Source organism: Vineibacter terrae, from assembly GCF_008039615.1.
GTDB classification, from domain to species: Bacteria; Pseudomonadota; Alphaproteobacteria; order Reyranellales; family Reyranellaceae; genus Vineibacter; species Vineibacter terrae.
This window is the reverse complement of sequence record NZ_VDUZ01000023.1, coordinates 32,184-55,537: the sequence shown is the minus strand read 5'-3', so window position 1 is coordinate 55,537 and position 23,354 is coordinate 32,184. Positions and strand designations below refer to the sequence as shown.

The 23,354-nt window shown below is 68.9% G+C and carries 18 protein-coding genes and 1 tRNA gene; 9 read left to right on the top strand and 10 right to left on the bottom strand.

Annotation, left to right across the window (positions count from 1 at the left end; all coding sequences use genetic code 11):
* Positions 1-133: 133 nt before the first annotated feature.
* The gene (locus FHP25_RS20050) at positions 134-1,636 is read right to left on the bottom strand and encodes a catalase (protein WP_147848793.1); all 1,503 of its coding nucleotides are present in this window, start codon (positions 1,634-1,636) and stop codon (positions 134-136) included.
* An 842-nt stretch (positions 1,637-2,478) separates the two neighbouring features.
* On the opposite strand from FHP25_RS20050, the gene FHP25_RS20045 reads away from it, so the two are divergent.
* Entirely contained in the window at positions 2,479-4,830 is a 2,352-nt protein-coding gene (locus FHP25_RS20045) for a xanthine dehydrogenase family protein molybdopterin-binding subunit (RefSeq protein ID WP_147848737.1), read from the top strand.
* 120 nt (positions 4,831-4,950) lie between these two features.
* Positions 4,951-5,928, top strand: coding sequence for a hydroxyacid dehydrogenase (locus FHP25_RS20040; RefSeq protein WP_408068536.1), 978 nt, complete (start codon positions 4,951-4,953; stop codon positions 5,926-5,928).
* Between the two features lie 70 nt (positions 5,929-5,998).
* On the opposite strand, the gene FHP25_RS20035 is transcribed toward FHP25_RS20040, so the two are convergent.
* The 3 genes from FHP25_RS20035 to FHP25_RS20025 all read right to left on the bottom strand — a co-directional run bounded on the left by FHP25_RS20035 (position 5,999) and on the right by FHP25_RS20025 (position 7,505).
* Complete coding sequence (locus FHP25_RS20035) at positions 5,999-6,190, bottom strand: hypothetical protein (RefSeq protein ID WP_147848735.1); 192 nt, start codon at positions 6,188-6,190, stop codon at positions 5,999-6,001.
* A gap of 85 nt (positions 6,191-6,275) precedes the next feature.
* A complete protein-coding gene (locus tag FHP25_RS20030; RefSeq protein ID WP_147848734.1) occupies positions 6,276-6,548 on the bottom strand; it encodes a GNAT family N-acetyltransferase in 273 nt (90 codons plus the stop codon).
* 9 nt (positions 6,549-6,557) lie between these two features.
* Positions 6,558-7,505, bottom strand: coding sequence for a radical SAM protein (locus FHP25_RS20025; RefSeq protein ID WP_147848733.1), 948 nt, complete (start codon positions 7,503-7,505; stop codon positions 6,558-6,560).
* A gap of 72 nt (positions 7,506-7,577) precedes the next feature.
* Between FHP25_RS20025 and FHP25_RS20020 the strand changes: the two genes are divergently transcribed.
* Complete coding sequence (locus FHP25_RS20020) at positions 7,578-8,450, top strand: S-methyl-5'-thioadenosine phosphorylase (RefSeq protein ID WP_147848732.1); 873 nt, start codon at positions 7,578-7,580, stop codon at positions 8,448-8,450.
* Here the strand turns inward: FHP25_RS20020 and FHP25_RS20015 are convergent, their stop codons facing one another.
* From FHP25_RS20015 to FHP25_RS20005, 3 genes are read right to left on the bottom strand one after another with little or no spacing between them, the layout of a single operon-like run.
* Complete coding sequence (locus FHP25_RS20015; protein ID WP_147848731.1) at positions 8,451-9,086, bottom strand: TIGR04282 family arsenosugar biosynthesis glycosyltransferase; 636 nt, start codon at positions 9,084-9,086, stop codon at positions 8,451-8,453.
* Positions 9,061-9,747 carry a TIGR04283 family arsenosugar biosynthesis glycosyltransferase gene (locus FHP25_RS20010; RefSeq protein ID WP_147848730.1) on the bottom strand — a complete coding sequence of 229 codons (687 nt, stop codon included), beginning with the start codon at positions 9,745-9,747 and terminating at the stop codon, positions 9,061-9,063. The genes FHP25_RS20015 and FHP25_RS20010 overlap by 26 nt, the downstream gene beginning before the upstream one ends.
* A 10-nt stretch (positions 9,748-9,757) precedes the next feature.
* Positions 9,758-10,183 (bottom strand): hypothetical protein, encoded by a 426-nt coding sequence (locus tag FHP25_RS20005; protein WP_147848729.1) that lies wholly within the window; start codon positions 10,181-10,183, stop codon positions 9,758-9,760.
* Positions 10,184-10,480: 297 nt separating this feature from the next.
* Between FHP25_RS20005 and FHP25_RS20000 the strand changes: the two genes are divergently transcribed.
* Positions 10,481-11,386 carry a hypothetical protein gene (locus tag FHP25_RS20000; RefSeq protein ID WP_147848728.1) on the top strand — a complete coding sequence of 302 codons (906 nt, stop codon included), beginning with the start codon at positions 10,481-10,483 and terminating at the stop codon, positions 11,384-11,386.
* A gap of 172 nt (positions 11,387-11,558) precedes the next feature.
* On the top strand, positions 11,559-15,452 hold the full coding sequence (locus FHP25_RS19995; RefSeq protein ID WP_147848727.1) for an autotransporter outer membrane beta-barrel domain-containing protein: 3,894 nt from the start codon (positions 11,559-11,561) through the stop codon (positions 15,450-15,452).
* A gap of 84 nt (positions 15,453-15,536) precedes the next feature.
* Here the strand turns inward: FHP25_RS19995 and FHP25_RS19990 are convergent.
* A tRNA-Val gene (locus FHP25_RS19990) sits at positions 15,537-15,611 on the bottom strand.
* A gap of 134 nt (positions 15,612-15,745) precedes the next feature.
* Between FHP25_RS19990 and FHP25_RS19985 the strand changes: the two genes are divergently transcribed.
* Complete coding sequence (locus FHP25_RS19985; RefSeq protein WP_147848726.1) at positions 15,746-17,578, top strand: AI-2E family transporter; 1,833 nt, start codon at positions 15,746-15,748, stop codon at positions 17,576-17,578.
* Here FHP25_RS19985 and FHP25_RS19980 read toward each other — a convergent pair.
* Entirely contained in the window at positions 17,575-18,282 is a 708-nt protein-coding gene (locus FHP25_RS19980; RefSeq protein ID WP_147848725.1) for an HAD-IIIA family hydrolase, read from the bottom strand. The two genes, FHP25_RS19985 and FHP25_RS19980, sit on opposite strands and share 4 nt — an antisense overlap.
* An 87-nt stretch (positions 18,283-18,369) precedes the next feature.
* Here FHP25_RS19980 and FHP25_RS19975 point away from each other — a divergent pair, with 87 nt between their 5' ends.
* From FHP25_RS19975 to glmS, 3 genes are all read left to right on the top strand, one after another.
* Positions 18,370-18,786 carry a response regulator gene (locus FHP25_RS19975; RefSeq protein WP_147848724.1) on the top strand — a complete coding sequence of 139 codons (417 nt, stop codon included), beginning with the start codon at positions 18,370-18,372 and terminating at the stop codon, positions 18,784-18,786.
* Positions 18,787-18,875: 89 nt separating this feature from the next.
* Positions 18,876-20,279 (top strand): bifunctional UDP-N-acetylglucosamine diphosphorylase/glucosamine-1-phosphate N-acetyltransferase GlmU, encoded by a 1,404-nt coding sequence (gene glmU, locus FHP25_RS19970; RefSeq protein ID WP_147848723.1) that lies wholly within the window; start codon positions 18,876-18,878, stop codon positions 20,277-20,279.
* 17 nt (positions 20,280-20,296) lie between these two features.
* Complete coding sequence (glmS, locus tag FHP25_RS19965) at positions 20,297-22,117, top strand: glutamine--fructose-6-phosphate transaminase (isomerizing) (protein WP_147848722.1); 1,821 nt, start codon at positions 20,297-20,299, stop codon at positions 22,115-22,117.
* 79 nt (positions 22,118-22,196) lie between these two features.
* Here glmS and FHP25_RS19960 read toward each other — a convergent pair whose 3' ends face one another.
* The gene (locus tag FHP25_RS19960) at positions 22,197-23,351 is read right to left on the bottom strand and encodes an EF-hand domain-containing protein (protein WP_147848721.1); all 1,155 of its coding nucleotides are present in this window, start codon (positions 23,349-23,351) and stop codon (positions 22,197-22,199) included.
* Positions 23,352-23,354 lie beyond the last annotated feature (3 nt).

Genomic DNA, 23,354 nt, shown 5'->3' with positions numbered 1-23,354 from the left:
CTTCGACAGGCTCAGGAGAGGGATCTCCCGAGCGGGACGCACGGTGGGCACTTCGCAAGAGATCCCTCTCCTGAGCCTGTCGAAGGGGCGCTCGGGATGACAGTCACGACTCACCTTCTACCGATAGCCGGTACTACGCAGGCTTGGATGCCGCGCCGGCGCGGACCTTCTCCTTGATGCGGCGACCGACATCGGCGTCGATGCTCGTCCAGTAGGCGAACGCGTTGCTCAAGACCGGCTCGCGGACGCCACCCAAAAGGCTGCCGGCGACCTGATCGACCAGCTTCGTCCGCTGCTCGTCGTTGAAGACATCACGCACCAGAATGCCCGGCTGGGTGAAATCGTCGTCGTTGGAGCGCGGCGTATACGCGCTGCGCACCATTTCGCCGTCGGCTTCCCAACCGTCAGGCACCGGCCCGGTCTCGTCCGCCCAGTTCCGCCCCCCGCTGTTGGGCGCGTATACCGGCGCGCTGCCGCTGTGCTCGTAGGTCATGAGGCCGTCGAACATGTAGGTGTTGACCGGCACCTTGGGGCGGTTCACCGGAAGCTGGTGGAAGTTGGTGCCGATGCGGTTGCGCTGCGCGTCGTTGTAGGCGAACGCGCGCCCGAGCAGCATCTTGTCCGGCGACAGGCCGATACCCGGCACCGTGTTGCCCGGCGAGAAGGCCGCCTGCTCGATCTGCGCAAAGAAGTTCTCGGGATTGCGGTTGAGCCTCATCGTGCCGACCTTGATCAACGGGTAGTCGTTGTGCGGCCATGTCTTGGTCAGGTCGAACGGGTTGAACCGGTAGGTCTTGGCGTCGTCGTAGGGCATGACCTGAACCGACAGTGTCCAGCTCGGATGCTCGCTGCGCGCGATCGCCTCGAACAGGTCGCGGCGATGGAAGTCAGCATCCTTGCCCGCCATCTCCGCGGCTTCGGCGTTGGTGAAGAACGCCATGCCCTGATTCGTGTGGAAATGGTACTTCACCCAGAATTTCTCGCCGCCGGCATTGATCCACATATAGGTATGCGAGCCGTAGCCGTTCATGTGGCGCCAGGAGCGCGGCAGGCCGCGCTCGCCCATCAGATAGGTGACCTGATGCGCGGTTTCGGGATTGCTGGTCCAGAAATCCCACTGCATGTGATTGTCACGAAGGCCCGAATCGGGAAGCCGCTTCTGGCTGCGGATGAAGTGCGGGAACTTCATCGGATCACGCACGAAGAAGACCGGCGTGTTGTTGCCGACCAGATCGTAATTGCCTTCATCGGTGTAGAATTTGAGCGAGAAGCCGCGCACGTCGCGCCAGGTGTCGGGGCTGCCCGCCTCGCCGGCCACGGTGGAGAAGCGCGCCAGCATCTCGGTGGCCACGCCCTTCTGGAACAGCCTCGCCCTGGTGTAGGCTGAGACATCCTCGGTGGTTTCGAGGATGCCGAACGCCCCCGCGCCTTTGGCGTGCGGCTGGCGCTCGGGCACCTTCTCACGGTTGAAATGCGCCATCTGCTCGAGAAAGTGCACATCGTGAAGCAGGATGGGCCCGTTGGGGCCGATCGTCAGCGAGTTGCGGTCGCTGGGTGCCGGCGCGCCGGCACCCGTCGTGGACTTCGTGCCTTGCTTGTTGTCCGACCTGGCCACGGATGCTTCTCCTCTCTTCATCAGCTCCTGATTTATGGATGTATGTTGCTGCGAGCAGTCTTCAACGTGCGAACTGCCGCGCCGATGTCCTTGACCACGGCGCGTCGTGCTCTTGAATGTGGAGTCGCAGTCACGCCAGCAGCGCAGCAGCCGGCGTCTCATCGCATTCGGGCGGCGCCTCGGTTCCTTTTGCGCGCGGTGCTCTCCCGCGAATGGCGCACCGTGCGTCTTTTGCAGGAGATCCCTCGCTGCGCTCGGGATGACAGCGCTGATCTTCAGAGCGCAAGCTGCAGTGCCGCGCCTTCCGTTGTTCCCCTGCGGATCGTCGAGAGGGCAGGGCAGTCGAAAATGTTTGCTTTCGTTCCGGTATCGCCCCATCGGCCAGCGTGATATAATCAGCATGTCAATCATCAGCGCCGCATGCTGGGCGCTGCGCCGGCTGCCGCGGCAGGCAGCACCATCGCTTCCCCCCATCATACCCGAGGCCGACACGTGAAGGTGTTGTCACCGCCCTTGCCGCCGCGCGGACCGTTGCATCGGGCGTGGCGCCTGTCCCCGATTTCCCGGCGCGAAAATGCAGACAGCGGCCCGTGCCCGCGGGACTCGGCGCCATCGAGCCTGCTTCGCGCTGCTTCGCGCTGCCGGCGCAGCGGCGACCACGGTGGCGGCAAGCCCTTGTCATTGTTCCCAAATCCATCATCGCGCCGACGGCGCCAATCGCGCAGGCGGGTCGCGCGCATGTCTCCGATTTTCACCGCGAAACTCGGGACAGGGACGGGCGCGTCGAGCCGCTTTGCAACCGGCGCTGCCGCCTCTAAGCTTGCGTCGCCATACGCCATCACCCTGTTGGGCAGGAGTCTGTCATGACCAAGTTCGGCATCGGCCAGTCGACGACACGCGTTGAGGATCCGCGTCTGCTGACCGGCGGCGGCCGCTATACCGACGACACCAGGCTCGATGCGCCGGCGGCGCGTGCCTACGTCCTGCGCTCGCCGCATGCCCATGCCGCGATCCGCAAGATCGATACCGCGGCGGCCAAGGCGGCGCCCGGCGTGCTGGTCGTGCTGACCGGCGATGACGTCAAGGCCGCCGGCTTCGGCGACCTGCCCTGCCTGGTGCCGCTGCAGAACCGCGACGGCTCCATGCGCGGCGACACCAGGCGCCCGATTCTGGCCCAGGGCCGCGTGCGCCATGTCGGCGACCCGGTGGCCCTGGTCGTGGCCGAGACCCTGGAGCAGGCCAAGGACGCCGCCGAGCTGATCGAGGTCGACTACGACCCGCTGCCGGCCGTGGTCGACACGTTCGGCGCCGCGGAGAAGGGGGCGCCGCAGATCTGGGACGAGATCAAGGGCAACGAGTGCTTCGACTGGGAGATGGGCAACCGCGCCGGCACCGATGCCGCCTTCGCCAAGGCCGATCGCGTGGTGAAGCTGCGCCTGGTCAACAACCGCCTGGTGGTGAACTCGATGGAGCCGCGCGGCGCCATCGCCACCTACGAGGCCGCCGGCGACCGCTCGACGCTGTGGCTGTCGTCCCAGGGCGTCAGCGTCATCAGGCCCTATGTCGCCGACATGGTGCTGAAGATCGGCCAGGACAAGCTGCGGGTGCGCACCGGCGATGTCGGCGGCGGCTTCGGCATGAAGATCTTCGTCCATCCCGAGTACCCGATGGTGGTCTGGGCCTCGCGGCTACTGAAGCGCACCGTGAAGTGGATCCCCGACCGCCAGGAAGCCTTCCTGTCGGACGTGCAGGGCCGCGACCATGTCTCGTTCGCCGAGATGGCGCTGGACAAGGATTGCCGCTTCCTGGGCCTGCGCGTCACCACCTACGCGGCGCTGGGCGCCTACCTGTCGCACTTCAGCACGTTCATCCCGACCATGGCCGGCACCGGCATGCTGGCCGGCCTCTACCAGACGCCGGCGATCTACGTGAACGTCAAGGGCATCATGACCAACACCGTGCCCACCGACGCCTATCGCGGCGCCGGCCGGCCGGAGGCGGCCTATCTGCTGGAGCGCTTCGTCGATCACATCGCGCGCGAGACCGGGCTCACGCCCGACGAGATCCGGGCCCGCAACCTGGTCCGCCCCGACCAGATCCCGTGGACCACGGCCCTGGGCGACGTGATGGACTCGGGCAAGTTCGAAGCCGTCATGCGCAAGTCCATGGAGAAGGCCGACTGGCAGGGCTTCGCGGCGCGGCGCGCCGACTCGGCCAAGCGCGGCAAGTGGCGCGGCATCGGGCTCGCCACCTATGTCGAGAAGTGCGGCGGCGGCACGCCCGACACGGCCGTGATCAAGTTCAACGACGACGAGACGCTCACCGCCTATATCGGCAACCAGACAAACGGCCAGGGCCACGAGACCCTCTACACCCAGATCCTGTCCGACAGGCTGGGCGTCGATGCCGAGCGCATCCGCATCGTGCAAGGCGACAGCGACGTGGTGCCCGACGGCATGACCGGCGGCTCGCGCGCCTCGCCGGTGGGCGGCGCCGCCATGCTCGGCGTCTCCGACAAGATCATCGCCAAGGGCAAGCTGGTGGCGGCCACGGTGCTGGAGGCCTCGGCCGGCGACATCGAGTACAAGGACGGCAGCTTCGCCATCGTCGGCACCGACCGGCGGCTGTCGCTGTTCGAGACGGCCAAGGCGGCGCGCGACGCCAAGAACCTGCCGGCCGACGAGACGCCGGGCCTCGACGACTCGTTCACCCGCGAGGGCACGCACGCGACGTTCCCCAACGGCTGCCATATCTGCGAGCTGGAGGTCGATCCCGACACCGGCACCGTGACCATCCACCGCTACACGGTGGTCGACGATTTCGGCGCCGTGATGAACCCGCTGCTGCTGATGGGGCAGGTGCATGGCGGCATCGGCCAGGGCGTCGGCCAGGCGCTGACCGAGCACACCGTCTACGACAACGACACCGGCCAGCTGCTGTCGGGCTCGTTCATGGACTATGCCATGCCGCGGGCCGATGTCGTGCCGCACGTGCATTTCGACCTGCACAACTCGCCCTGCACCACCAACCCGCTGGGCGTGAAGGGCGCCGGCGAGGCGGGCGCCATCGGCGCGCCGCCGGCGGTGATCAACGCCATCGTCGATGCGCTCCATCCCCAGACCGGCATCACCCATGTCGACATGCCGGCCACGGCGCATTCGATCTGGCGCGCCATCCAGGCCGCCCGCGCCGGCAACAAGGTCGCCGCGGAGTAGCGCGCTGTCCAACCCGTCATCCCGAGCGCAGCGAGGGATCTCCCGAGGATCGAGGCTCCGTTCGCGGGAGATCCCTTGCTGCGCTCGGGATGACGGGCACGCGCCGAAGCAGAAGGAACGATAATGCAGAACAAGTGGAAGATCGTGATGCCGACGCCGGTGCCGGCGGCGGGCATGGCGCTGCTGAAGGTCCGGCCCGATGTCGAGGCGGTCGTGCTCGGGAAGTTCTCGACCGAGGCGTTCCATGCCGCGCTGAAGGACGCGCATGGCGTGACCCTGGGGCTGACGCCGTTCGGCGAGGCCGAATGCGAAGCGGCGCCCGAGCTGAAGGTGGCGGCCCGCATCGGCGTCGGCTACGACACCGTCGACGTGCCGGCGCTGACGCGGCGCAAGATCCCGCTGATGGTCACGGGCATCGCCAACTCGGTGTCGGTGGCCGAGCATGCGATCTTCCTGATGATGAGCCTGGCCAAGCGCGGCGCCGACTACGACCGCATGGTGCGCGAGAACCGCTGGGGCGACCGCTTCGGCGAGCTGCCGGTGGACCTGTTCCAGAAGACCCTGCTGATCATCGGCTTCGGGCGCATCGGCTCGCGCACCGCCAAGCGCTGCCTGGCCATGGACATGGAGGTGCTGGTCTACGATCCCTATGTGCCGCCGGCCGTGATCCGCGGCTCGGGCTGCGAGCCGGTGGCCAACCTCAAGGACGGCCTGGCGCGTGCCGACTTCGTGACCGTGCACTGCCCCAAGAACGCCGAGACTGTCGACCTGATCGGGCGCGGCGAGCTGGCGGCGATGAAGCGCACGGCCTACATCGTGAACACCGCCCGCGGCGGCATCATCAACGAGGATGCGCTCTACGACGCGCTGAAGGGCGGCACCATCCGGGCCGCCGGCCTCGACGTGCTCGACAAGGAGCCGCCGGCGGAAGCGCACAAGCTGTGCGCGCTGCCCAACATCATCTTCGCGCCGCACATGGCCGGCGTCACCGCCGAGGCCCTGGCGCGCATGGCCGCGGCGACGGTGCAGAACGTGCTCGATGTCTTCGACGGCAAGCCCAACCCGGACAACGTCGTCAACAGGGAGGTCCTGGCCTGAGCGTCCTCGGAGCGCGGGCCTCCGGCCCGCTCATGATCATGATGCGGGCGATACGCCCGCGCTCCCCGGGCTACATGTCGTCGTCTTCGGGCCGGTCGAGGTCCAGCAGGCCGGCCCGGCAATCCTCGCCATCGTCCGGGTCGACGAAGTCGTCGAAGTCATCGAAGTCATCCACATCCGTATGATAAGCGGTTTCGGGCACCTCGCGATGCGGGAAGCGCGCGATCGGGTCGTCGGCCATTTCCTGCTCCAGAATCGCCATTGGGCCGTCACCGGCCCGCCATGATGTGGACACAACGCCGGCCGGAAGGCTTTGGTTGCCGGGTTTTTCTTGCGCAGCGATGCGACTATCGCAGCAGGTCGCGATACTGGGGGTGGCGGTCGATGAAGTCGGCGACGAAGGAGCAGGCCGGCACCACGCAGCGGCCCTGGGCGCGGGCATCGTCCAGCGCGCCTTCGATGAGCCGCGAGGCGATGCCCTGGCCGCGCAGCGCCCGCGGCACCTCGGTGTGCGTGAACACCAGGCAGCCGTCCTGCGGGTGGTAGTAGGCGACGGCGAGCGCGTCGCCTGCCGTCAGCTCGTAGCGCCCCTGCGCCTTGTTGTCGTGCACGGTGGTCATGGCCTTTATTTAGCTCCGGCTGCAGGCGGCGCCACCCAGGACGCAGAACTTGGCGCAATGGGGGTGGTTCAGGCGCACCGCGCCGCTGGCGTCGGCCAGCGTGCGGCCGAGCTCGAACTGGGCGTCGTAGGGCAGCAGGGTGCAGGCCACGACCGCCGGGTGCGCCTGGGCCTTGCGCTTGATCACCATGCGCGAGGAGGCGCACATGACGCTGTCGGGCGATTTGTTGAGGATGCCCCAGCACGCGACCGTGATCTCGGGCACGTCGACCGTGGCATCCATTTCGGGAAACAGCACCAGGGTCACCGGATCATGGGCGTCGATCGGCACGCCATTGTCGGCGAACAGGCGCGCATAGCCGTCGCGCAGGGCGTCCTCCGGCTCGCCGGAGAAGCGCCGCCCGGCCACGTGCACGGCAAAGCCGTTGCGCGCCAGCCACACCAGCCCATCCAGGGTCGGCTGCCACGTGCGCGCCCCGCGCTCGGCCTCGTGCAGGGCCATGCCGTAGTGATCCAGCGAGACGCGGATCGTGAGCCGTTCGCCGTGGCGCGCGCGCAGCGCCAGCAGCGCCGGCTTCATCTTGTGCATCGGCTTCATGGCGTTGGTCAGCACCATCGCCTCGAAGCCGCGCTCCAGCACGTCCGCCAGCATCGCCGGCAGCTCGGGGTTCATGAACGGCTCGCCGCCGGTGAAGCCGATCAGGCGGGTGCCGAGATTGTCGCGCTGGATCTCGTCGAGGTATTCCGCCACCTCGGCGGCCGTCAGATAGGCCAGCCGGTCGTTGCGGGGCGAGGATTCGATGTAGCAGTTGCGACAGGTGAGATTGCAGAGCGTGCCGGTGTTGAACCACAAGGTGTCCAGCGACTGCAGCGCGACCTCGGCGCGCTGCTCGCCCTTGGCGGTCGTCCAGGGATCGCGGAACTTGGCCGGGTCGAGGCGTGGTGCGAGCGCATTCATGGCGGCAGCCTACAGGGCCGGCCCATGCCGGCGCATCAAGAATTCGAGAGTGGTGAAGAGGAGAGCGCAGCGATGGTGAAGGCGGTTCTGGGCGTGATCGGCGGGTCGGGGATCTACGATCTGCCGGGCCTGCGCGAGGTGCGGTGGCAGAAGGTGGAGTCGCCGTGGGGCGAGCCGTCCGACGCGCTCTGCTTCGGCACATTGGGCGACCTGCCGATGGTGTTCCTGCCGCGCCATGGGCGGGGCCATCGCATCCCGCCGGGCGAGATCAACTACCGTGCCAATATCGACGCCCTCAAGCGCGCCGGTGTCACCGACGTGGTGTCGCTGTCGGCCTGCGGCTCGCTGCGCGCCGACCTGGCGCCCGGCATGTTCGTGCTGGTCGACCAGTACATCGACCGCACCGTGGCGCGGGCCAAGAGCTTCTTCGGCACCGGCTGCGTGGCGCATGTCGCCTTCGGCGATCCGGTCAGCCCACGCCTGCTCGACCGGCTCGAGGCGGCAGCCAGGGCCGAGGCCATCGCGCTGCACCGCGGCGGCACCTACCTGGCGATGGAAGGGCCGCAGTTCTCGACCCTGGCCGAGAGCCGGCTGTATCGCGAATGGGGCTGCGCCGTGATCGGCATGACCAACATGCCGGAAGCCAAGCTCGCGCGCGAGGCCGAGCTTTGCTACGCCTCGGTGGCCATGGTGACCGACTACGATTCCTGGCACGAGGACCACGGCACCGTCGACGTGGCCAAGATCCTGGCCGTGATGCACGCCAATGCTGACAGCGCCAAGCGGCTGGTGGCGCGGCTGGCCGCCGACTTCCCGGCCGAGCACGAGCCCTGTCCGATCGGCTCGGACACGGCGCTCACCTACGCCATCATCACGGCCCCCGAAGCCCGCGATCCCGCGCTGCTGCGCAAGCTCGACGCCGTCGCCGGCCGGGTGCTGGGATAGCTACGGCACCGCCATCAGCCCCGACTGGCGCAGGCGCGCGACGTCGGCCGGCGTGTCGACGTCCCAGAGGATGGCGGGCTCGCGCCAGCGCAGCCCGGCATCATGCAGGCGCCGGCGCGTCATCGGCATGACCTGGTCGGTGCTCCACGGCATGGCGGTGAACAGGTCGGGCCGCGGCGCCCGCAGGCCGACCAGGAAATAGCCGCCGTCCTCGGTGGGCAGGAACACGGCGTCGTCGCCCGCAAGCAGGGCGTCGGCGCAGGCCCGCAGATGCGCCGGGGTGAGGGCCGGGCAGTCGGTGCCGATCAGCAGCAGGGGCCGGCCGGCCGGCTGCGCCTGGAAGGCCGCCAGCATGCGCTCGCCCAGGCCATCGCCGGCCTGCGGATGCAGCACGATCCCGTGGTCGCGGTGCAGGGCGGCGAACAGCGGATGCGCCGTGCCGGGCGTGCACCACAGCGCCACCGGTCCGATCCCGGCGGCGAGCGCGCTCCTGACCGTGCGCACGATCATGCGCCGGTGCAGCTCGGCAGCACCGTCGGCGCCCAGCAGCGGGATCAGGCGGGTCTTGCACTGGCCCGCCACCGGCGCCCGCGCGAAGATGGCGACGGCCTCAGCGCCGGGCCGGTCGATAGCCATAGCGCACCGCGAGCTCACCGGGATCGGCGCCCAGGAAATAGGCCAGGCGCAGCCGCCACATCAGCAGGATGGTGGGCAGGACACCATGCTTCTGCCAGCGCCGGCCGGAGGTCGTGACCCGCGGGCGCAGGCAGGCGGGGCGGCCACGCCGCTTGAGCGTGCGCGAGAGCGCGATGTCCTCCATCAGGGGGATGTCCGGAAAGCCGCCAACGGCGGTGAAGACGTCGCGGCGCACGAACATCGCCTGGTCGCCGGTGGCGATGGCGGTGAGGCGCGACCGCAGGTTCATCGACCAGCCCACGACCGCCAGCATCGGATGCGCGCCGTCGATGCGCACGTCGAAGCGCCCCCAATCGGCGCCGCCGGCCAAGGCGTCTGCGATGCAGCGGTCAGCGTCCGGCGGCAGCAGCGTGTCGGCGTGCAGGAACAGCAGCGCATCGCCCTGCGCCAGGGCGGCGCCGGCGTTCATCTGCACCGCCCGGCCGCGCGGCGCCACTGCCACCCGGTCCGCCAGCGGCCGCGCCAGGTCCGCGGTCGCGTCGTGGCTGCCGCCGTCGACGACGATCACCGCGCAGCCGCGGGCACGCAGGTCCTGCAGGCGCCGCAGGGCGTCCACGACGGTGGCGGCCTCGTCGAGGACGGGCATGACGATCGTGAGCATCGACGCTGGTCTACGGCAATGCTCCCACCAGCTCCAGCCGCACGTTGAAGGCCTTGCCCCCGTGCGAAATGGTCCCGACCAGGCGCAGCAGGCCGCTCTGGCGCACGACGTCCAGCCTGCCGCGGTAGGACTGTTCCTGGCGGACATGGATCCCGTCCGCCGGCCGCAGCACATGATCGACGTCTACGACCGCCGTGTCGGACCAGGCCGCCACCTCGACGCTGTCCTCCGTCTGCCGTCCGAACACGGCGGTGAGCAGCACACCGCGGCGATCGATGCCGCAGGCCCGCCGCCGCTGCACCAGCACGGCGAACGGAATGCCGCCGAAGCCGCCATCGTCGGATCCGACGAGGCCCCATTCCATGCGCCAGATCCCGTCCAGGCTGCTCGCCCGGCGATCCCCCTCCACGCTGTGCGCCGCCTGATCTTCGTGCATGGCCCCGGCTCGCTTCAAGGTATCCGCAGCGACGACGCCGGAGGCAGCGGGGAGCGTATCTGCTTCAACGTCTAGGGCGTTCTTGCGATCGCTGTTCCGCTCGAGCTTCGCAAATTGTCTTGCCCACATCCGGCGTCGGCATCGGCCCGCGACGACTATACCGATCGACGGGCGGTGCGTCTCGCGACAAGCCGTGCAATCCGTGAATCAACCAACGCATCAACCCTAGGGTTGACGCCATCGCAGGTCACCTTCCGTAGACTGGGTGTGAAATGAGACACGGATCAGGAGAAAACCATGTCCTGGCGTCCCGCCCCGTCCGTGGCAGCGGCATTGACGGAAGCCAACACCCTGTGGCCGAAACGAAAGCGGGGCGGGGATGGCATCATCGGCGACGCCGAGCACGCGCGCCGGCAGTCGGATCACAATCCGGATGCGAGCGGCATCGTGCATGCCTTTGATCTGACGCACGATCCCAACAACGGCGTGCACTGCCTGCTGCTGGCGGCCTTGCTCTCGATCCGGCAAGACGCGCGCGTGCGGAAGATCATCTTCGACCGCCGCACGGTCGAAGCCACCGACTGGGTCTGGCGGGACTACACCGGCGAGAAGCCGCATACGCACCACATGCATGTCTCGATCAAGCCGACAAAGACGGCCGAGAACGACACGTCTTCCTGGTGGGACGCCGACCCGGTCACCAGGAGCGTGGCAGTGCTGTGGGCGATGGTCGAGCACGCCACCAAGCAGGAGAACACCCCTGAAGCCAAGGCGAAGGCCAAGGCAAAGGCCGAGGCCGCGATGGAGCAGGCGACGGCGGCGACAGGAACGTCGTGGACGGCAGCGCTGACGGGCGGGCTGGGCGGCGCCACAGCCGTGCTGCAGTCGGCATTGTCGCTGCTCTCCGGCACGACCGGGCCGGAACCGGCGCGCGGACGGCCGGTGCCCGCGCCGCAGGGATATCGCCGGCTTGTCGGCGCCGTCCCGGTGCTGGTCGGCGCCGAGGCGAAAAAGGTCCTGGCCACGGTCAAGTCGCCGGCGAACCCGAACGGCCTGCCGGTCGGCGCGCATGTGGTGCGGACCATCGCCGGCCAGGACTACGCCTTCCTGATCGAGTGGCACAAGCATCCGCCGACCGACAACGTTTCGGACGCCTTGAAGGACTGGCATCGCGGCGTCTCGACCCTCATCCGCAACCCCTGACGGCGATCCCGGCTGCGAAATACACGCGCCGGGAGTCGCCGCGCAAGGATCGACAATCTGGTCCGCCGTGGAGCGTTACGTCGCCGTGCGAGCCTTTCCCACGCTTGTCGGCATCAGTGTTGTCTGACGAATATCAGATACTTATTGCTCATGTCTTATACGGTAGAAAAACATGTGTGCGTGGTTGGGGCGTGGTCTGGTAAGCGCATCTATCACCGGCAAGGGAAGACTTCTATCGGGCGTCTCATGCGCCGCTCTGGCCGTCGCCTGCTGGCTGCCGCCGCCGGCATGGGCAGCGGACTTCCCAGCCGGCACCGACCAGCAATTGCGCGACGCCATCGCCGCGGCGAACGCCAGCCCCGACCCCGCCTCGACGATCACGCTGACCGGGAGTTTCGCGACCGGGACCACGGTGCTGCCGACCCCTATGAAGCCCATAACCATCGACACGCAGGGCTTCACGATCTCGGGCACACTCCCGGGCGTGGGCGCGCTCATCTTCGCGGGCGCCGGCGGCCCGGTGACGATCGTGGGCACGGTCACGGGCGCCAGCAACGCCGGGATAGGCGCGGGCCAGGCGGGCCTTAGCGTGAACTTTGACTCGTCGGTCATCAACAATGGGACGATCCGGGGCGGTGACGGTACGGATGCCGGTCCTGGCGCCGTTCTGTCCAGCCGCGGGAACCTGGTGAACTACGGCACGATCAGCGGTGGGACGGCTACCGTCGGTACGACCAGAGGACCCGGCGTTCTGGTCACCAGTAGTGGCACGCTGACCAACTACGGCCTCATTCAAGGGGCCAACAGCCAGGGCGCAATCAGCAGTTCGGGCGTCGATATCGGCGGCCTCGGCGGCAGCGGCAGCACACTGATCAATCATGGCACGATCCGCGGGGGATCCGACCTGAACGGCGTCATGACGGGCAACGCCGGCGTCGTGGTGCGGATCAACACACTGCCGATCATCAATACCGGCACGATCGAGGGCGGCACCGGTGCCGCCGGGCTCACCAACGCTGCGAACGTTATCAATCTCACGCTGACCAACAGCGGCACGATCGCGGGCGGCGCCGGTGGCGCCGGGATCGCCACCACGGCACTCGTTATCAATGCCACGCTGACCAACAGCGGCACCATCCGCGCCGGCAGCGGTGGCACCGACGCCATCGTATTGTCGACCGCACGGACGAGCACCCTGGAGCTGCAGGCCGGGTCGATCATCATCGGCAACGTGATCGCGAGCGCCGTGGAGATCAACGACACGCTGCGGCTGGGCGGCACGGGCACCGATACGTTCGATGTCTCGGCGGTCGGCCCGCAGTACCAGAACTTCGACCGCTTCGAGAAGACCGGCACCGGCACCTGGATCCTGACCGGCAATGGTACCGTCGCCACGCCGTGGCAGATCCAGGCGGGCACCCTGCAGATCGGCGACGGCGGCACCACGGGCTCGATCATCGGCGACGTCGCCAACGACGGCACGCTCGCCTTCAACCGCAGCGATACGCTGGTCCATGCCGGCGTCATCAGCGGCGGCGGTTCGGTGAGCCAGGTCGGCACCGGCACCACGGCGCTCACCGCCACCAACACCTACACCGGCGGCACTGTCGTGAGTGCCGGCCGCCTGCAGCTCGGCGACGGCGGCACGACGGGCTCGATCGTGGGTGACGTCGTCAACAACGGCATCTTCGCCTTCAACCGTTCCGATGCCGTGACATTCGCGAATGTCATCTCCGGCAGCGGTGCCGTCGAGCACAATGGCACCGGCACCCTGACCTTGACCGCTCTAAACACCTATGGCGGCGGCACAGTGCTCAACGCCGGCACGCTCGCCGTCGCCGCCGACGCCAACCTCGGCGCCGCCAGCGGCGGGCTGACCTTCAACGGCGGCACCCTGCAGACCACGGCCGCGTTCGCCACCGCACGCAGCGTCACGCTGGACAGCGCCGGCGGCACCGTGCGGACCGATGCCGACCTCGCCGTGAGCGGCGTCATCGGCGGCGCCGGCGGCCTTACCAAGACAGGCACCGGCACCCTGGTCCTGATCGGCAACAACACCTACGCCGGTCCCACGACGATCACATCGGGTGTCCTGCAGCTGGGCAACGGCGGCACGTCGGGCGCGCTCGCGGGCGACGTCGTCAACAACGCCACGCTCAGCATCAACCACTCCGACACGCTGGTGCTTACCGGCACCATCTCCGGCACCGGCGCGGTGCAACAGAACGGCACCGGCACCACGGTGCTGACCGCGGCCAATACCTATGGCGGCGGCACCACCATCAACGCCGGCACGCTGCAGCTGGGCAATGGCGGCGCCACGGGCTCCGTCGCCGGCACCATCGCCAACCACGGCACGCTGGCCTTCAACCGGTCTGATGCCGCCACGTTTGACAACGTGATCGCCGGCAGCGGCGGCGTGCGCCAGATCGGCAGCGGCACCACCATCCTCACCGGCACCAGCACCTACACCGGAGGGACCGCCGTCGAGAGCGGACGGCTGGCGGTCAACGGCAGCATCGCTGGCTCAGTCGTCAGCGTCACCGGCGGCACCTTGGCTGGCACCGGCAGCGTGGGCGGCATTGTCGCCTCAGGCGGCACCGTGGCGCCGGGCAATTCCATCGGGACGCTGAACGTCGCTGGCAACATCGGCTTCGCGCCCGGCTCGACCTACGAAGTCGAGATCAATCCGGGGGGCCAGAGCGACCTGCTGCACGCGACAGGCACCGCGACCTTGACCGGCGGCACCGTCTCGGTCGTCAAGGCCGGCGGCAGCTATGCCATCGGCAGCCGCTACACCATCCTCACCGCCGATGCCGGCGTCAGCGGCGCCTTCGACGGCTTCACCCAGAACCTGCCGTTCCTCAACCTCGCGCTCACCTACGATCCCAGCAACGTCTACCTCGACGTCACCCGCAACGCCGTCGCCTTCTGCGATGTCGCCGCCGCGCGCAACCAGTGCGCGGCCGGCCGCGGTGCCGAGAGCCTGGGTGTCGGCAATGCGCTCTACGATGCCATCGCCAGCCTGCCCGACACCGCCGCCGTCCGGCAGGCCTTCAATACGCTCTCCGGCGAGATCCATGCCTCGACGCGCAGCGTGCTGATCGATGAAAGCCACTATCTGCGCGCCGCTGTCATCGGCCGCACGCGCCAGGCCGGCACCGGTGCGGGTGGCACCGCGCCGCAGTTCGCCGCCTTGGCGCAGATGTCGGATCAGGCGCAGCGGCCGCAGGACGGCACCGCGATCACCGCCTGGACGCAGGCCTTCGGCGCCTGGGGCCATGTCGGGGACGATGGCAACGCCGCGGGCCTGGACCGCACCACGGGCGGCTTCTTCATCGGTGCCGACACCACGATCGATGGCACCTGGACGGTCGGACTCGCCACCGGCTACAGCCGCACCACGCTCGATGTCGATGGCCGCGCGTCACATGCCTCGATCGATAGCTATCACTTGGCCCTCTATGGCGGCGCCCGGTTCGGCGCGCTTGGCCTGCGCCTGGGCGCGGCCCACACCTGGCACAGCATCGACACCAGCCGCGGCATCGCCTTCCCCGGCTTCGCCGACAGCGCCAAGGCGGATTACGATGCGCGCACCACGCAGCTCTTCGGCGAAGCCGGCTATGCGCTGGCGCTGGGCAATGCAGCAGTCGAGCCCTTTGCCAGCCTCGCCTGGGTGCATCTCGACACCGACCGCTTCGGCGAAGCCGGTGGCCCTGCCGCCCTGCGCGCCCGCGGCGGCAGTGACAGCAACCTGTTCACCACCCTGGGTGTGCGTGCTGCGGCGCAGGTGTGGAACGACGACAGCAAGACGCTCACCGTGCGCGGCACGCTGGGCTGGCGTCACGCCTTCGGTGACGTGACGCCGGCTGCCCGGCTGGCCTTCGCCGGCGGCGCCTCGTTCGGCGTCGAGGGTGTGCCGATCGCGCGCGACGCGGCGGTTATCGAGGCCGGCTTCGATCTCGAGATCGGCAAATCTCTCACCATCGGTGCTGTCTATGCCGGCGTCGTCTCTGGTGATGCCCAGGACCACAGCATCAAGGGAAATCTCGCCTACCGGTTCTGAGGGCAAGCGTGGCTGCGGCAAGGGACAGCAGCGCTGCTGCGCTGTTCCGTGCCGTGATCGCGCGGGTCGTCTTTCGAGGAGGAATGGTGGGCGCTGTAGGGATTGAACCTACGACCCCACCCGTGTGAAGGGTGTGCTCTCCCGCTGAGCTAAGCGCCCGTAGATCCTGGAGGCGCCGTATATGGCGTAGACGCCCCGCCTGTCAAGGAAGCCGAGGAACCTTTCATCCGCAGTGCCGTTCATTCGGAACTGGGCTTGGGCGGGTGGGCGTCCACCCTGTCTCACAGGCCTTCATGCCAGCGGTCCTAAAGCCCCTTTCCTCATCGAGTGCCGAGTCGACGCGGTCAGCCGCGTCGATCCAGTCGGTCGCGGCGGCTCTGCTGGCGGCGGCGGTCGTGATCGGCTTCCTCTATTTCGGCCGCGATGTGCTCATTCCGGTGGCCCTTACCGCGCTGATCAGCTTCGCGCTGGGGCCACTGGTGTCCGTGCTGCGCCGGTTCGTGGGCCTGAAGGCGGCGGTGGCGCTCTCGGTGCTGGTCGCCGTCCTGGTGGTGGGCGGGCTCACCTTCCTGCTGGCCTGGCAGCTCACCGACCTGGCGGCCAACCTTCCCAAGTATCGCAGCAACCTGCATCAGAAGATCGAGGAGCTGCGTGGCGGTGGCGGCGTGCTGGCCGACGCCGTGGGCGGCGTGCGCGAGCTGATCGGCGAGCTGACTCGGCCGCAGGGCGCCGCCGGCACGGCCGCGCCCGGTGCGTCGGCACCGCCGCCACCGCCGGCGCCCGCAGCGGCTGTCATGGACGGCACGGCGCTCGACATCGTGGCATCGTTCCTGCTGCCGGTCGTGGTGCCGCTGCTGCTGATGGGCCTGATCATCGTGCTCGTGGTCTTCATGCTGCTGGAGCGCGAGCCGCTGCGCGATCGCCTGATCCACCTGATCAGCCGCGGCGACATCAGCCGCACCACCGAGGCCATCAACGATGCGGTGTCACGCCTGAGCCGCTTCCTCGCGATGCAGGTGCTGATCAATATCAGCTACGGCACCACCATCGCGATCGGCCTGTGGCTCATGGGGATGCCCAACCCGTTGGTCTGGGGCCTGCTGGGCGGCGTGCTGCGGTTCGTGCCCTATGCCGGCGCCGTGATCGGCGCATTGGTCCCGACCCTGGTCGCCTTCGCGGTGTCGCCGGGCTGGACGCTGCCGCTGATGACCCTGGGCCTGATCGTGCTGTGCGAGGTGGTCGCGGGCCAGGTCGTCGAGCCGCTGCTCTACGGCAGCTCCACCGGCATATCGCCACTGGCGGTCCTGATATCGACCATCACCTGGGCCGCCCTCTGGGGGCCGGTGGGGCTCCTGCTGGCCATGCCGCTCACAGTCTGCCTGGTCGTGATCGGCCGCCACGTGCCGCAGCTGGCGTTCCTGGACATCCTGTTGGCCGACGAGCCGGCCCTGCCGGTGGAGGCGCAGATCTATCATCGCCTGCTGGCGCACTCGCCGTTCGACGCCATCGAGATCGCGGTCGAATACGCGCGCGAAAGCGGCTCGCCGGCGCTGTTCGACAAGGTGCTCCTGCCGCTGCTGGTGCTGGCCGAGACCGACCGCCGGCGCGGTGCCCTGGACAGCGACCGGCAGTCGCTGATCGCCGAGGGCATCGAGGAGATCGTCGACACGGCACGCGAGGAGCTGGACACGGCTTCGAGCGACGGCGAGGAAGCGGCGGTGGCGTCGCCGCCGGCGAGCAATGCCCAGGTGCTATGCATTGGCGGCCGCAGCGACCTCGACCGTGCTGCCGCGGTCCTGACCGCCGCCGCGCTCATCCACCGCAACATTCCGGCTCGGGTCCATGCGCTGCGCGAGCTGGCGGTCGCGGCGGCGCAGGAGCCGGCGCCCAGCGTCGTCGCTTTCTGCGTCCTGCTGCCGGGCTCGGCCACCGTCATCAACCATCTCCTGCGCCGGTTGCGCCTGCACGGCGTTCGCGACGTGCCGGTCGTCATCGGGGCGTTCGGGGCCGAGATCGGGCAGACGGCGGGTGGGTCGGCCTCGCCGCCATATCCGATCGCCCGCACCGTGTCCGACGTCTGCGACCTCGTCGCCAACGCCGCCGAGCGCCGGGAGAAGGCGGCTTAGCCGGGTTGCGGCTGCGGCCGGGGCAGCTGCGCGGCGGCGGCGAGCAGGTCGTCGAACCGGTCGATCACGGCATCGGCGCCGAGCTCGCGGGCCGGCGTGAGGGTGTAGCCCCATGACACGGCGATCACCGGCAGGCCGGCGGCCTTGGCCGCTTTCACGTCGTGGATCGAATCGCCCACCATCAGGGCCTCGCCGGGGGCCGCGCCCATCCGTGCCAGGAGGTTCAGGATGTGGCCGGGGTGCGGCTTGCGCACGTCGAAGGAATCGGCCCCGGCGGCATCCTCTATCGGTGGCATCAGGCCGAGGCGGGCGAGCACGTCGCGCGCCGAGCCCTCATACTTGTTGGTGCAGACGGCCATGCGCACGCCGGCGTCGGCCAAGCGCCTCAGGGTGCCGATGACGCCAGGGTAGGGCACGGTGCTGTCGATCGGGTGCTCGGCGTAGTAGCGCACGAAGTCGCGGACGCAGGCGCTGAGCTCGGCCTCGTCGAGATCCTTGCCGCGCAGGGCAAAGGCCTTGCGCGTGCGCACGCGTCCACCTTCACCCATCAGGGATCGCTGCGCCTCGGCATCGATCGGTGCCAGGCCGTGGTCCGCGAGCACGCGGTTGACGGCGGCGCCGACGTCGCCGGCGCTGTCGATCAGGGTGCCGTCGAGGTCGAAGATGACGGTGCGAAAAGGGAAATCGGCGATGTCGACAGTCATGGATGGCTAGATGCGTCAATTGACAGCAACCGCGCAAGCGTCCCGCCGCGCTTGGCAGGGGGATCGCCGGCTGCCACACTTGCGGCCATGATGGATAGCGACGTTGCCGCGCCGTCGATCCTGGTCGTCGAGGACGACGCCCTGGTGCGGATGGTCTTGTGCGATGCGCTCGCCGATCTCGGCTTCCGGGTCGAGCCCACGGGCTCCGCCACGGAGGCGCTCGAGCGGCTGGGCCAGCTGCAGGGACGTGTCGACGCAGCGATCCTCGATGTCGGCCTGCCCGATCGGGCAGGCGATATCCTCGCGGCCGAGCTGCGGGCCTCGCGCGCCGATCTGCCGATCGTGATCGCGACCGGCTACGAGGACGAAACCCTGCGCGCGCAGTTCAAAGGCGACCCCCTGGTGCGCTTCTTCGGCAAGCCCTATATCAGCGCCGATATTGCCGCGGTACTCAAGCTGCTCGGTGTGCGCGATCCCGGCGGACCGGCAGCGATCGAGGCCTGAGCATCATCGCCGGCTCGGCGCGATGGTGACGGCGGCCGCGGTTTACGCCATAGTGTGGCCGGCTGTTTCGCCCACGAAGTCTGTGATCTATGACACGTCCCCTCGCCGTCGTCGTGCTGGCTGCCGGCGCCGGCACCCGCATGAAGTCCACGCTCCCCAAGGTGCTGCATCCGGTCGCCGGCTGCCCCATGCTGCGGCATGTGCTGGCGGCGGCCGAGGCGCTGCGGCCTGACCGGATCATCGTCGTCGGGCCACCGGGCCGCGACGACGTGGCGCAGGCGGCTGCGCCTCATCGCTGTGTGATCCAGGATCGGCCGCTGGGCACCGGCCATGCCGTGAAGGCGGCGCTGCCGGCGCTTAAGGGGTTTGGCGGCGATGTCCTGGTCGCATTCGGCGACTCACCGCTGCTGACCACCGCGACCTTGCGTCGCCTGCTGGCGGCGCGGCGCAAGGCCCCAGGCCGTCCAAAGCGCCGCATCGCCTTGGGCGTGCTGGGCTTTCGGGCCGCCGATCCGACACCCTACGGGCGGCTGGTGCGCAACGCAGCCGGCGATCTCGAGCGCATCGTCGAGGGCAGGGACGCGTCAGCCGAGGAACGCAGGATCGACGTCGTGAACTCGGGTGTCATGGCCATCGATGGCACGCTCCTGGCCGGCCTGCTGCGTGGGCTGCGCAACGACAATGCCAAGGGCGAGTACTATCTCACCGACCTGGTCGGGCTGGCGCGGCGGGCCGGGCATCGCTGTGTCGTTGTCGAGGGCAGCGAGGCCGAGTTCCGCGGCGTCAACTCCAAGGCCGACCTGGCGGAAGCCGAGGCAGCGATGCAGGCACGCCTGCGCCGGGCGGCGCTGGACGGCGGCGTGACCATGATTGATCCCGCGAGCGTCTGGCTTGCGGCGGACACACGCTTCGGCCGCGATGTCACCATCGGTCCCAACACGCTCTTCGGACCGGGTGTCACGGTGGGCGACGGCGTCACCATCCACGGCTTCTGCCATATCGAGGAGGCGGTGATCGGCGCGCGCTCGACGGTCGGCCCCTTTGCCCGTGTGCGCGGCGGCACGCGCATCGGCCGCGAGGTGCATGTCGGCAACTTCATCGAGCTGAAGAACACCGCGCTCGGCGACGGCGCCAAGGCCAACCATGTCTCCTATCTCGGCGACGGCACGGTCGGCGAGCGCGTCAACATCGGCGCCGGAACGATCTTCGTGAACTACGACGGCTACGGCAAATGGCGCACGGTGGTGGGCGACGATGCCTTCATCGGCTCCAATTCATCCCTGGTGGCGCCGGTGCGCGTGGGGCGCGGCGCCAACGTGACGGCCGGCAGCGTGGTCACGGCCGACGTCGCGGCGGATGCGGTGTCGTTCGGACGCGCGCGCCAGGTCGACAAGCCGGCGGCCGCGCGGCCGCTGCGCGCCAAGATGAAGGCGCGGGCGGCGACGGCCAAGGCCGAAGGTTGGAAGATGCAGGCAACGGCGCCGCGGCGCTGAGCAGGAGAGCCAAGGACATGTGCGGCATCATCGGCATCATCGGCAAGGACGCGGTCACGCCGCGCCTGATCGACGGCCTGCGGCGGCTCGAGTATCGCGGCTACGATTCCGCCGGGGTCGCGACCCTGGTCAACGGCCATATCGGCCGTCGCCGGGCCGAGGGCAAGATCGCCAACCTCGAGGCGCGGGTGGCAGCCGAGCCGCTGGCCGGCACCACCGGCATCGCCCATACGCGCTGGGCCACGCATGGCGGCGTCAGCGAGCGCAATGCGCATCCGATCGCGACCGACCGCGTCGCCATCGTGCACAACGGCATCATCGAGAACTTCCAGGAGCTGAAGGAGGAGCTGCTGGCGCAGGGGCGGCGGTTCGACAGCGAGACCGACACCGAAGCGGTGGCGCAGCTGCTGACCTCGTATCTCGAGCGGCAGATGACGCCGGAGGAGGCGATGGGCCAGGCGATGGCGCGGCTCAAGGGCGCTTTCGCCCTGGTCTGCATGTTCGCCGGCCGGCACGACCTGCTGATCGGCGCCCGGCGCAACTGTCCGCTCGCCGTCGGCTATGGCGAGGGCGAGATGTATCTCGGCTCCGACGGCTTGGCCTTGGCGCCGCTGACCAAGCGCATCTGCTACCTCGATGAGGACGACTGGGTCGTCGTGCGCCAGGATGGCGCCCGCATCTTCAACAACGGCCAGCCGGTCGAGCGGCCGATCACCACCACGGCGCTGTCGGGCGCGCTGATCGGCAAGGGCAATCACCGTCACTTCATGCTGAAGGAGATGCACGAGCATCCCGAGGCGGTCAGCAACACGCTGCGCTCGTACCTTGATCCCACGACCCGCGCCGTGACCCCGCCGGATCTGCCGTTCGACTGGAAGGATGTGCCGCGGTTGACGATCACCGCCTGCGGCACGGCGTTCTACGCCGCCCTGATCGCCAAGTACTGGTTCGAGCAGCTGGCCCGCCTGCCGGTCGAGGCCGATATCGGCTCCGAGTTCCGCTATCGCGAGGCGCCGATGCCGGCGGGTGGCGTCTGCATCGCGGTGTCGCAATCGGGAGAGACGGCCGACACGCTGGCAGCCTTGCGCTATGCCAAGACGCAGGGCCAGACCATCCTGTCGGTGGTCAACGTGCCCGAGAGCGCGATGGCACGCGAGTCCAGTGTCGTGATGCCGACCCTGGCCGGGCCCGAGATCGCCGTCGCCTCGACCAAGGCGCTCACCGCCCAGCTCGTCGTTCTGGCGACCCTGGCCATCGCGGCGGCCCGGGCCCGCGGCACGCTCTCCCGCGAGCGCGAGGCCGAGCTGGTCGCGGCGTTGGTCGAGGTGCCGTCACGCATCGCCGAAGTGCTCAACAACGATGACGCCATCGCCGCCGTGGCGCACAGGATCGCCGATGCGCGCGACGTGCTCTATCTCGGGCGTGGCGTCTGCTACCCGATCGCGCTGGAGGGCGCGCTGAAGCTGAAGGAGCTCAGCTACATCCATGCCGAGGGCTACCCCGCCGGCGAGATGAAGCACGGCCCCATCGCGCTGATCACCGAGGAGGTGCCGGTGGTGGTGGTGGCGCCCACCGACTCGCTGGCCGACAAGATCGCGTCGAACCTGGAGCAGGTCCATGCCCGTGGCGGCAAGCCGGTGCTGCTGTCCGATGCCGCCGGTGTGGCGCGGCTTGGTGCCAAGGCCTTCGCCGCGCTGACGATGCCGGCGGTCGACCCCTTTGTGGCGCCGATCCTGTATGCCGTGCCCGTCCAGCTCTTGGCGTACCACGCCGCCGTCGCCAAGGGCACCGACGTCGACCAGCCGCGCAACCTCGCCAAGAGCGTTGTGGTCGAATAGCGCGTGAGCCTGGAAAACCGGGGCTGTCATCCCGAGCCTGTCGAAGAGCGCCCCGGATGACAGCGAAGTTGCGCGGCGTCTAGCGGCTCGGACCGGTGCCGGGCAGCAGGCCGCCGGGCGGCAGGCCGCCGGGGCCCGGCGGCGCCGGCTTGGGCGCCGGCGCAGGGCCTGGCCGGGGCGCCGGGGCAGGGCCGGGCTTGGTGGCGCCCTGGGGCGGCGCCGGCTGCTGCGGCCCGCGCTGGTGGACCTCGAATTCCTGCTTGCTGATCTTGCGATCGCCGTTGAGGTCCAGGCGCTTGAAGACGGTGGTGAGGAACGTCGTCAGCTCGGCCGTGGTCAGGAAGCCGTCCTTGTTGGCGTCCATCTCACGGAAGCGCGCCGTCAGGATCTGCTTGCGCTGCTCGAAGTTCGGCTGGCCCGGCGGGTTCTCGTTGGGCTGGCCGGCCAGCACCAGATATTCCTGCAGGCTGATCTTGCCGTCCTTGTCGGCGTCGAGCTGCATCAGGCCGGCGATGTTGAACTCCAGGAACTCCTGCTGGTCGACCAAGCCGTCGTTGTTGCGGTCGATCTCCGGGCTTTGTCGACGCGCGTCGTCGCGCCGGCGGGCTTCCTCTTCCGTCCGTCGCCGCCGTTCCTCGATGTTCTGCATCACCATCCGCAGCTCGGCCTCGGTGACACGGTTGTCGCGGTCGATGTCGAACTCGTTGAAGTTCAGGTTGACGAAGACCTGCACCTCCTCGCGCGACAGCTTGCTGTCGCGGTTGGTGTCGATCTGGTTGAACTGCGCCTCGTAGAAGCGGCGACGCTGGTCCAGCGGCGGTCCGCCGGGCGTATCCTGCGAGAATGGCGGCTCCGCCAGCTTCAGGAACTCTTCCTTGCTCAGGAAGCCGTCCTTGTTGGCATCGAGCTGGTCGAACAGCTTCATGCGCACCGTGACGAACTCCTCACGGGTCACGGCGCCGTCCTTGTTGACGTCCATCTCCGTGAACCACTCCGGCAGCGGCGGCGGGGTGTCGATCTGCGGCGGCGCCGACGGCACGCCCGGGGGCGTCGCGGCTGGGGGCGTGCCTGCCGGCGGCGCGCCGGCAGGCGGCTGCGGCGCGGTCTGCGGTGGTGCGGACGGTCCGGGCTTGGGTTGTGGCGAGGGCGGCTGCTGTGCCAGGGCGGCTGCGCTGCTGAGGCTGGTCGCAATCACAGCCATCGTGATGATCTTGTTCATTGGAATCTTGTTCATTGG

What these genes read in the sequence shown, in the direction of transcription:
- FHP25_RS20010 (WP_147848730.1), bottom strand. Translation starts at nt 9,747, where the DNA reads ATGCTCACGATCGTCATGCCCGTCCTCGACGAGGCCGCCACCGTCGTG.
- FHP25_RS20050 (WP_147848793.1), bottom strand. Translation starts at nt 1,636, where the DNA reads ATGAAGAGAGGAGAAGCATCCGTGGCCAGGTCGGACAACAAGCAAGGC.
- FHP25_RS20015 (WP_147848731.1), bottom strand. Translation starts at nt 9,086, where the DNA reads ATGGCTATCGACCGGCCCGGCGCTGAGGCCGTCGCCATCTTCGCGCGG.
- FHP25_RS19985 (WP_147848726.1), top strand. Translation starts at nt 15,746, where the DNA reads ATGCCAGCGGTCCTAAAGCCCCTTTCCTCATCGAGTGCCGAGTCGACG.
- FHP25_RS19995 (WP_147848727.1), top strand. Translation starts at nt 11,559, where the DNA reads ATGTGTGCGTGGTTGGGGCGTGGTCTGGTAAGCGCATCTATCACCGGC.
- FHP25_RS20030 (WP_147848734.1), bottom strand. Translation starts at nt 6,548, where the DNA reads ATGACCACCGTGCACGACAACAAGGCGCAGGGGCGCTACGAGCTGACG.
- FHP25_RS20035 (WP_147848735.1), bottom strand. Translation starts at nt 6,190, where the DNA reads ATGGCGATTCTGGAGCAGGAAATGGCCGACGACCCGATCGCGCGCTTC.
- FHP25_RS19975 (WP_147848724.1), top strand. Translation starts at nt 18,370, where the DNA reads ATGATGGATAGCGACGTTGCCGCGCCGTCGATCCTGGTCGTCGAGGAC.
- FHP25_RS19980 (WP_147848725.1), bottom strand. Translation starts at nt 18,282, where the DNA reads ATGACTGTCGACATCGCCGATTTCCCTTTTCGCACCGTCATCTTCGAC.
- glmS (WP_147848722.1), top strand. Translation starts at nt 20,297, where the DNA reads ATGTGCGGCATCATCGGCATCATCGGCAAGGACGCGGTCACGCCGCGC.
- FHP25_RS20025 (WP_147848733.1), bottom strand. Translation starts at nt 7,505, where the DNA reads ATGAATGCGCTCGCACCACGCCTCGACCCGGCCAAGTTCCGCGATCCC.
- glmU (WP_147848723.1), top strand. Translation starts at nt 18,876, where the DNA reads ATGACACGTCCCCTCGCCGTCGTCGTGCTGGCTGCCGGCGCCGGCACC.
- FHP25_RS20020 (WP_147848732.1), top strand. Translation starts at nt 7,578, where the DNA reads ATGGTGAAGGCGGTTCTGGGCGTGATCGGCGGGTCGGGGATCTACGAT.
- FHP25_RS20045 (WP_147848737.1), top strand. Translation starts at nt 2,479, where the DNA reads ATGACCAAGTTCGGCATCGGCCAGTCGACGACACGCGTTGAGGATCCG.
- FHP25_RS19960 (WP_147848721.1), bottom strand. Translation starts at nt 23,351, where the DNA reads ATGAACAAGATTCCAATGAACAAGATCATCACGATGGCTGTGATTGCG.
- FHP25_RS20000 (WP_147848728.1), top strand. Translation starts at nt 10,481, where the DNA reads ATGTCCTGGCGTCCCGCCCCGTCCGTGGCAGCGGCATTGACGGAAGCC.
- FHP25_RS20005 (WP_147848729.1), bottom strand. Translation starts at nt 10,183, where the DNA reads ATGCACGAAGATCAGGCGGCGCACAGCGTGGAGGGGGATCGCCGGGCG.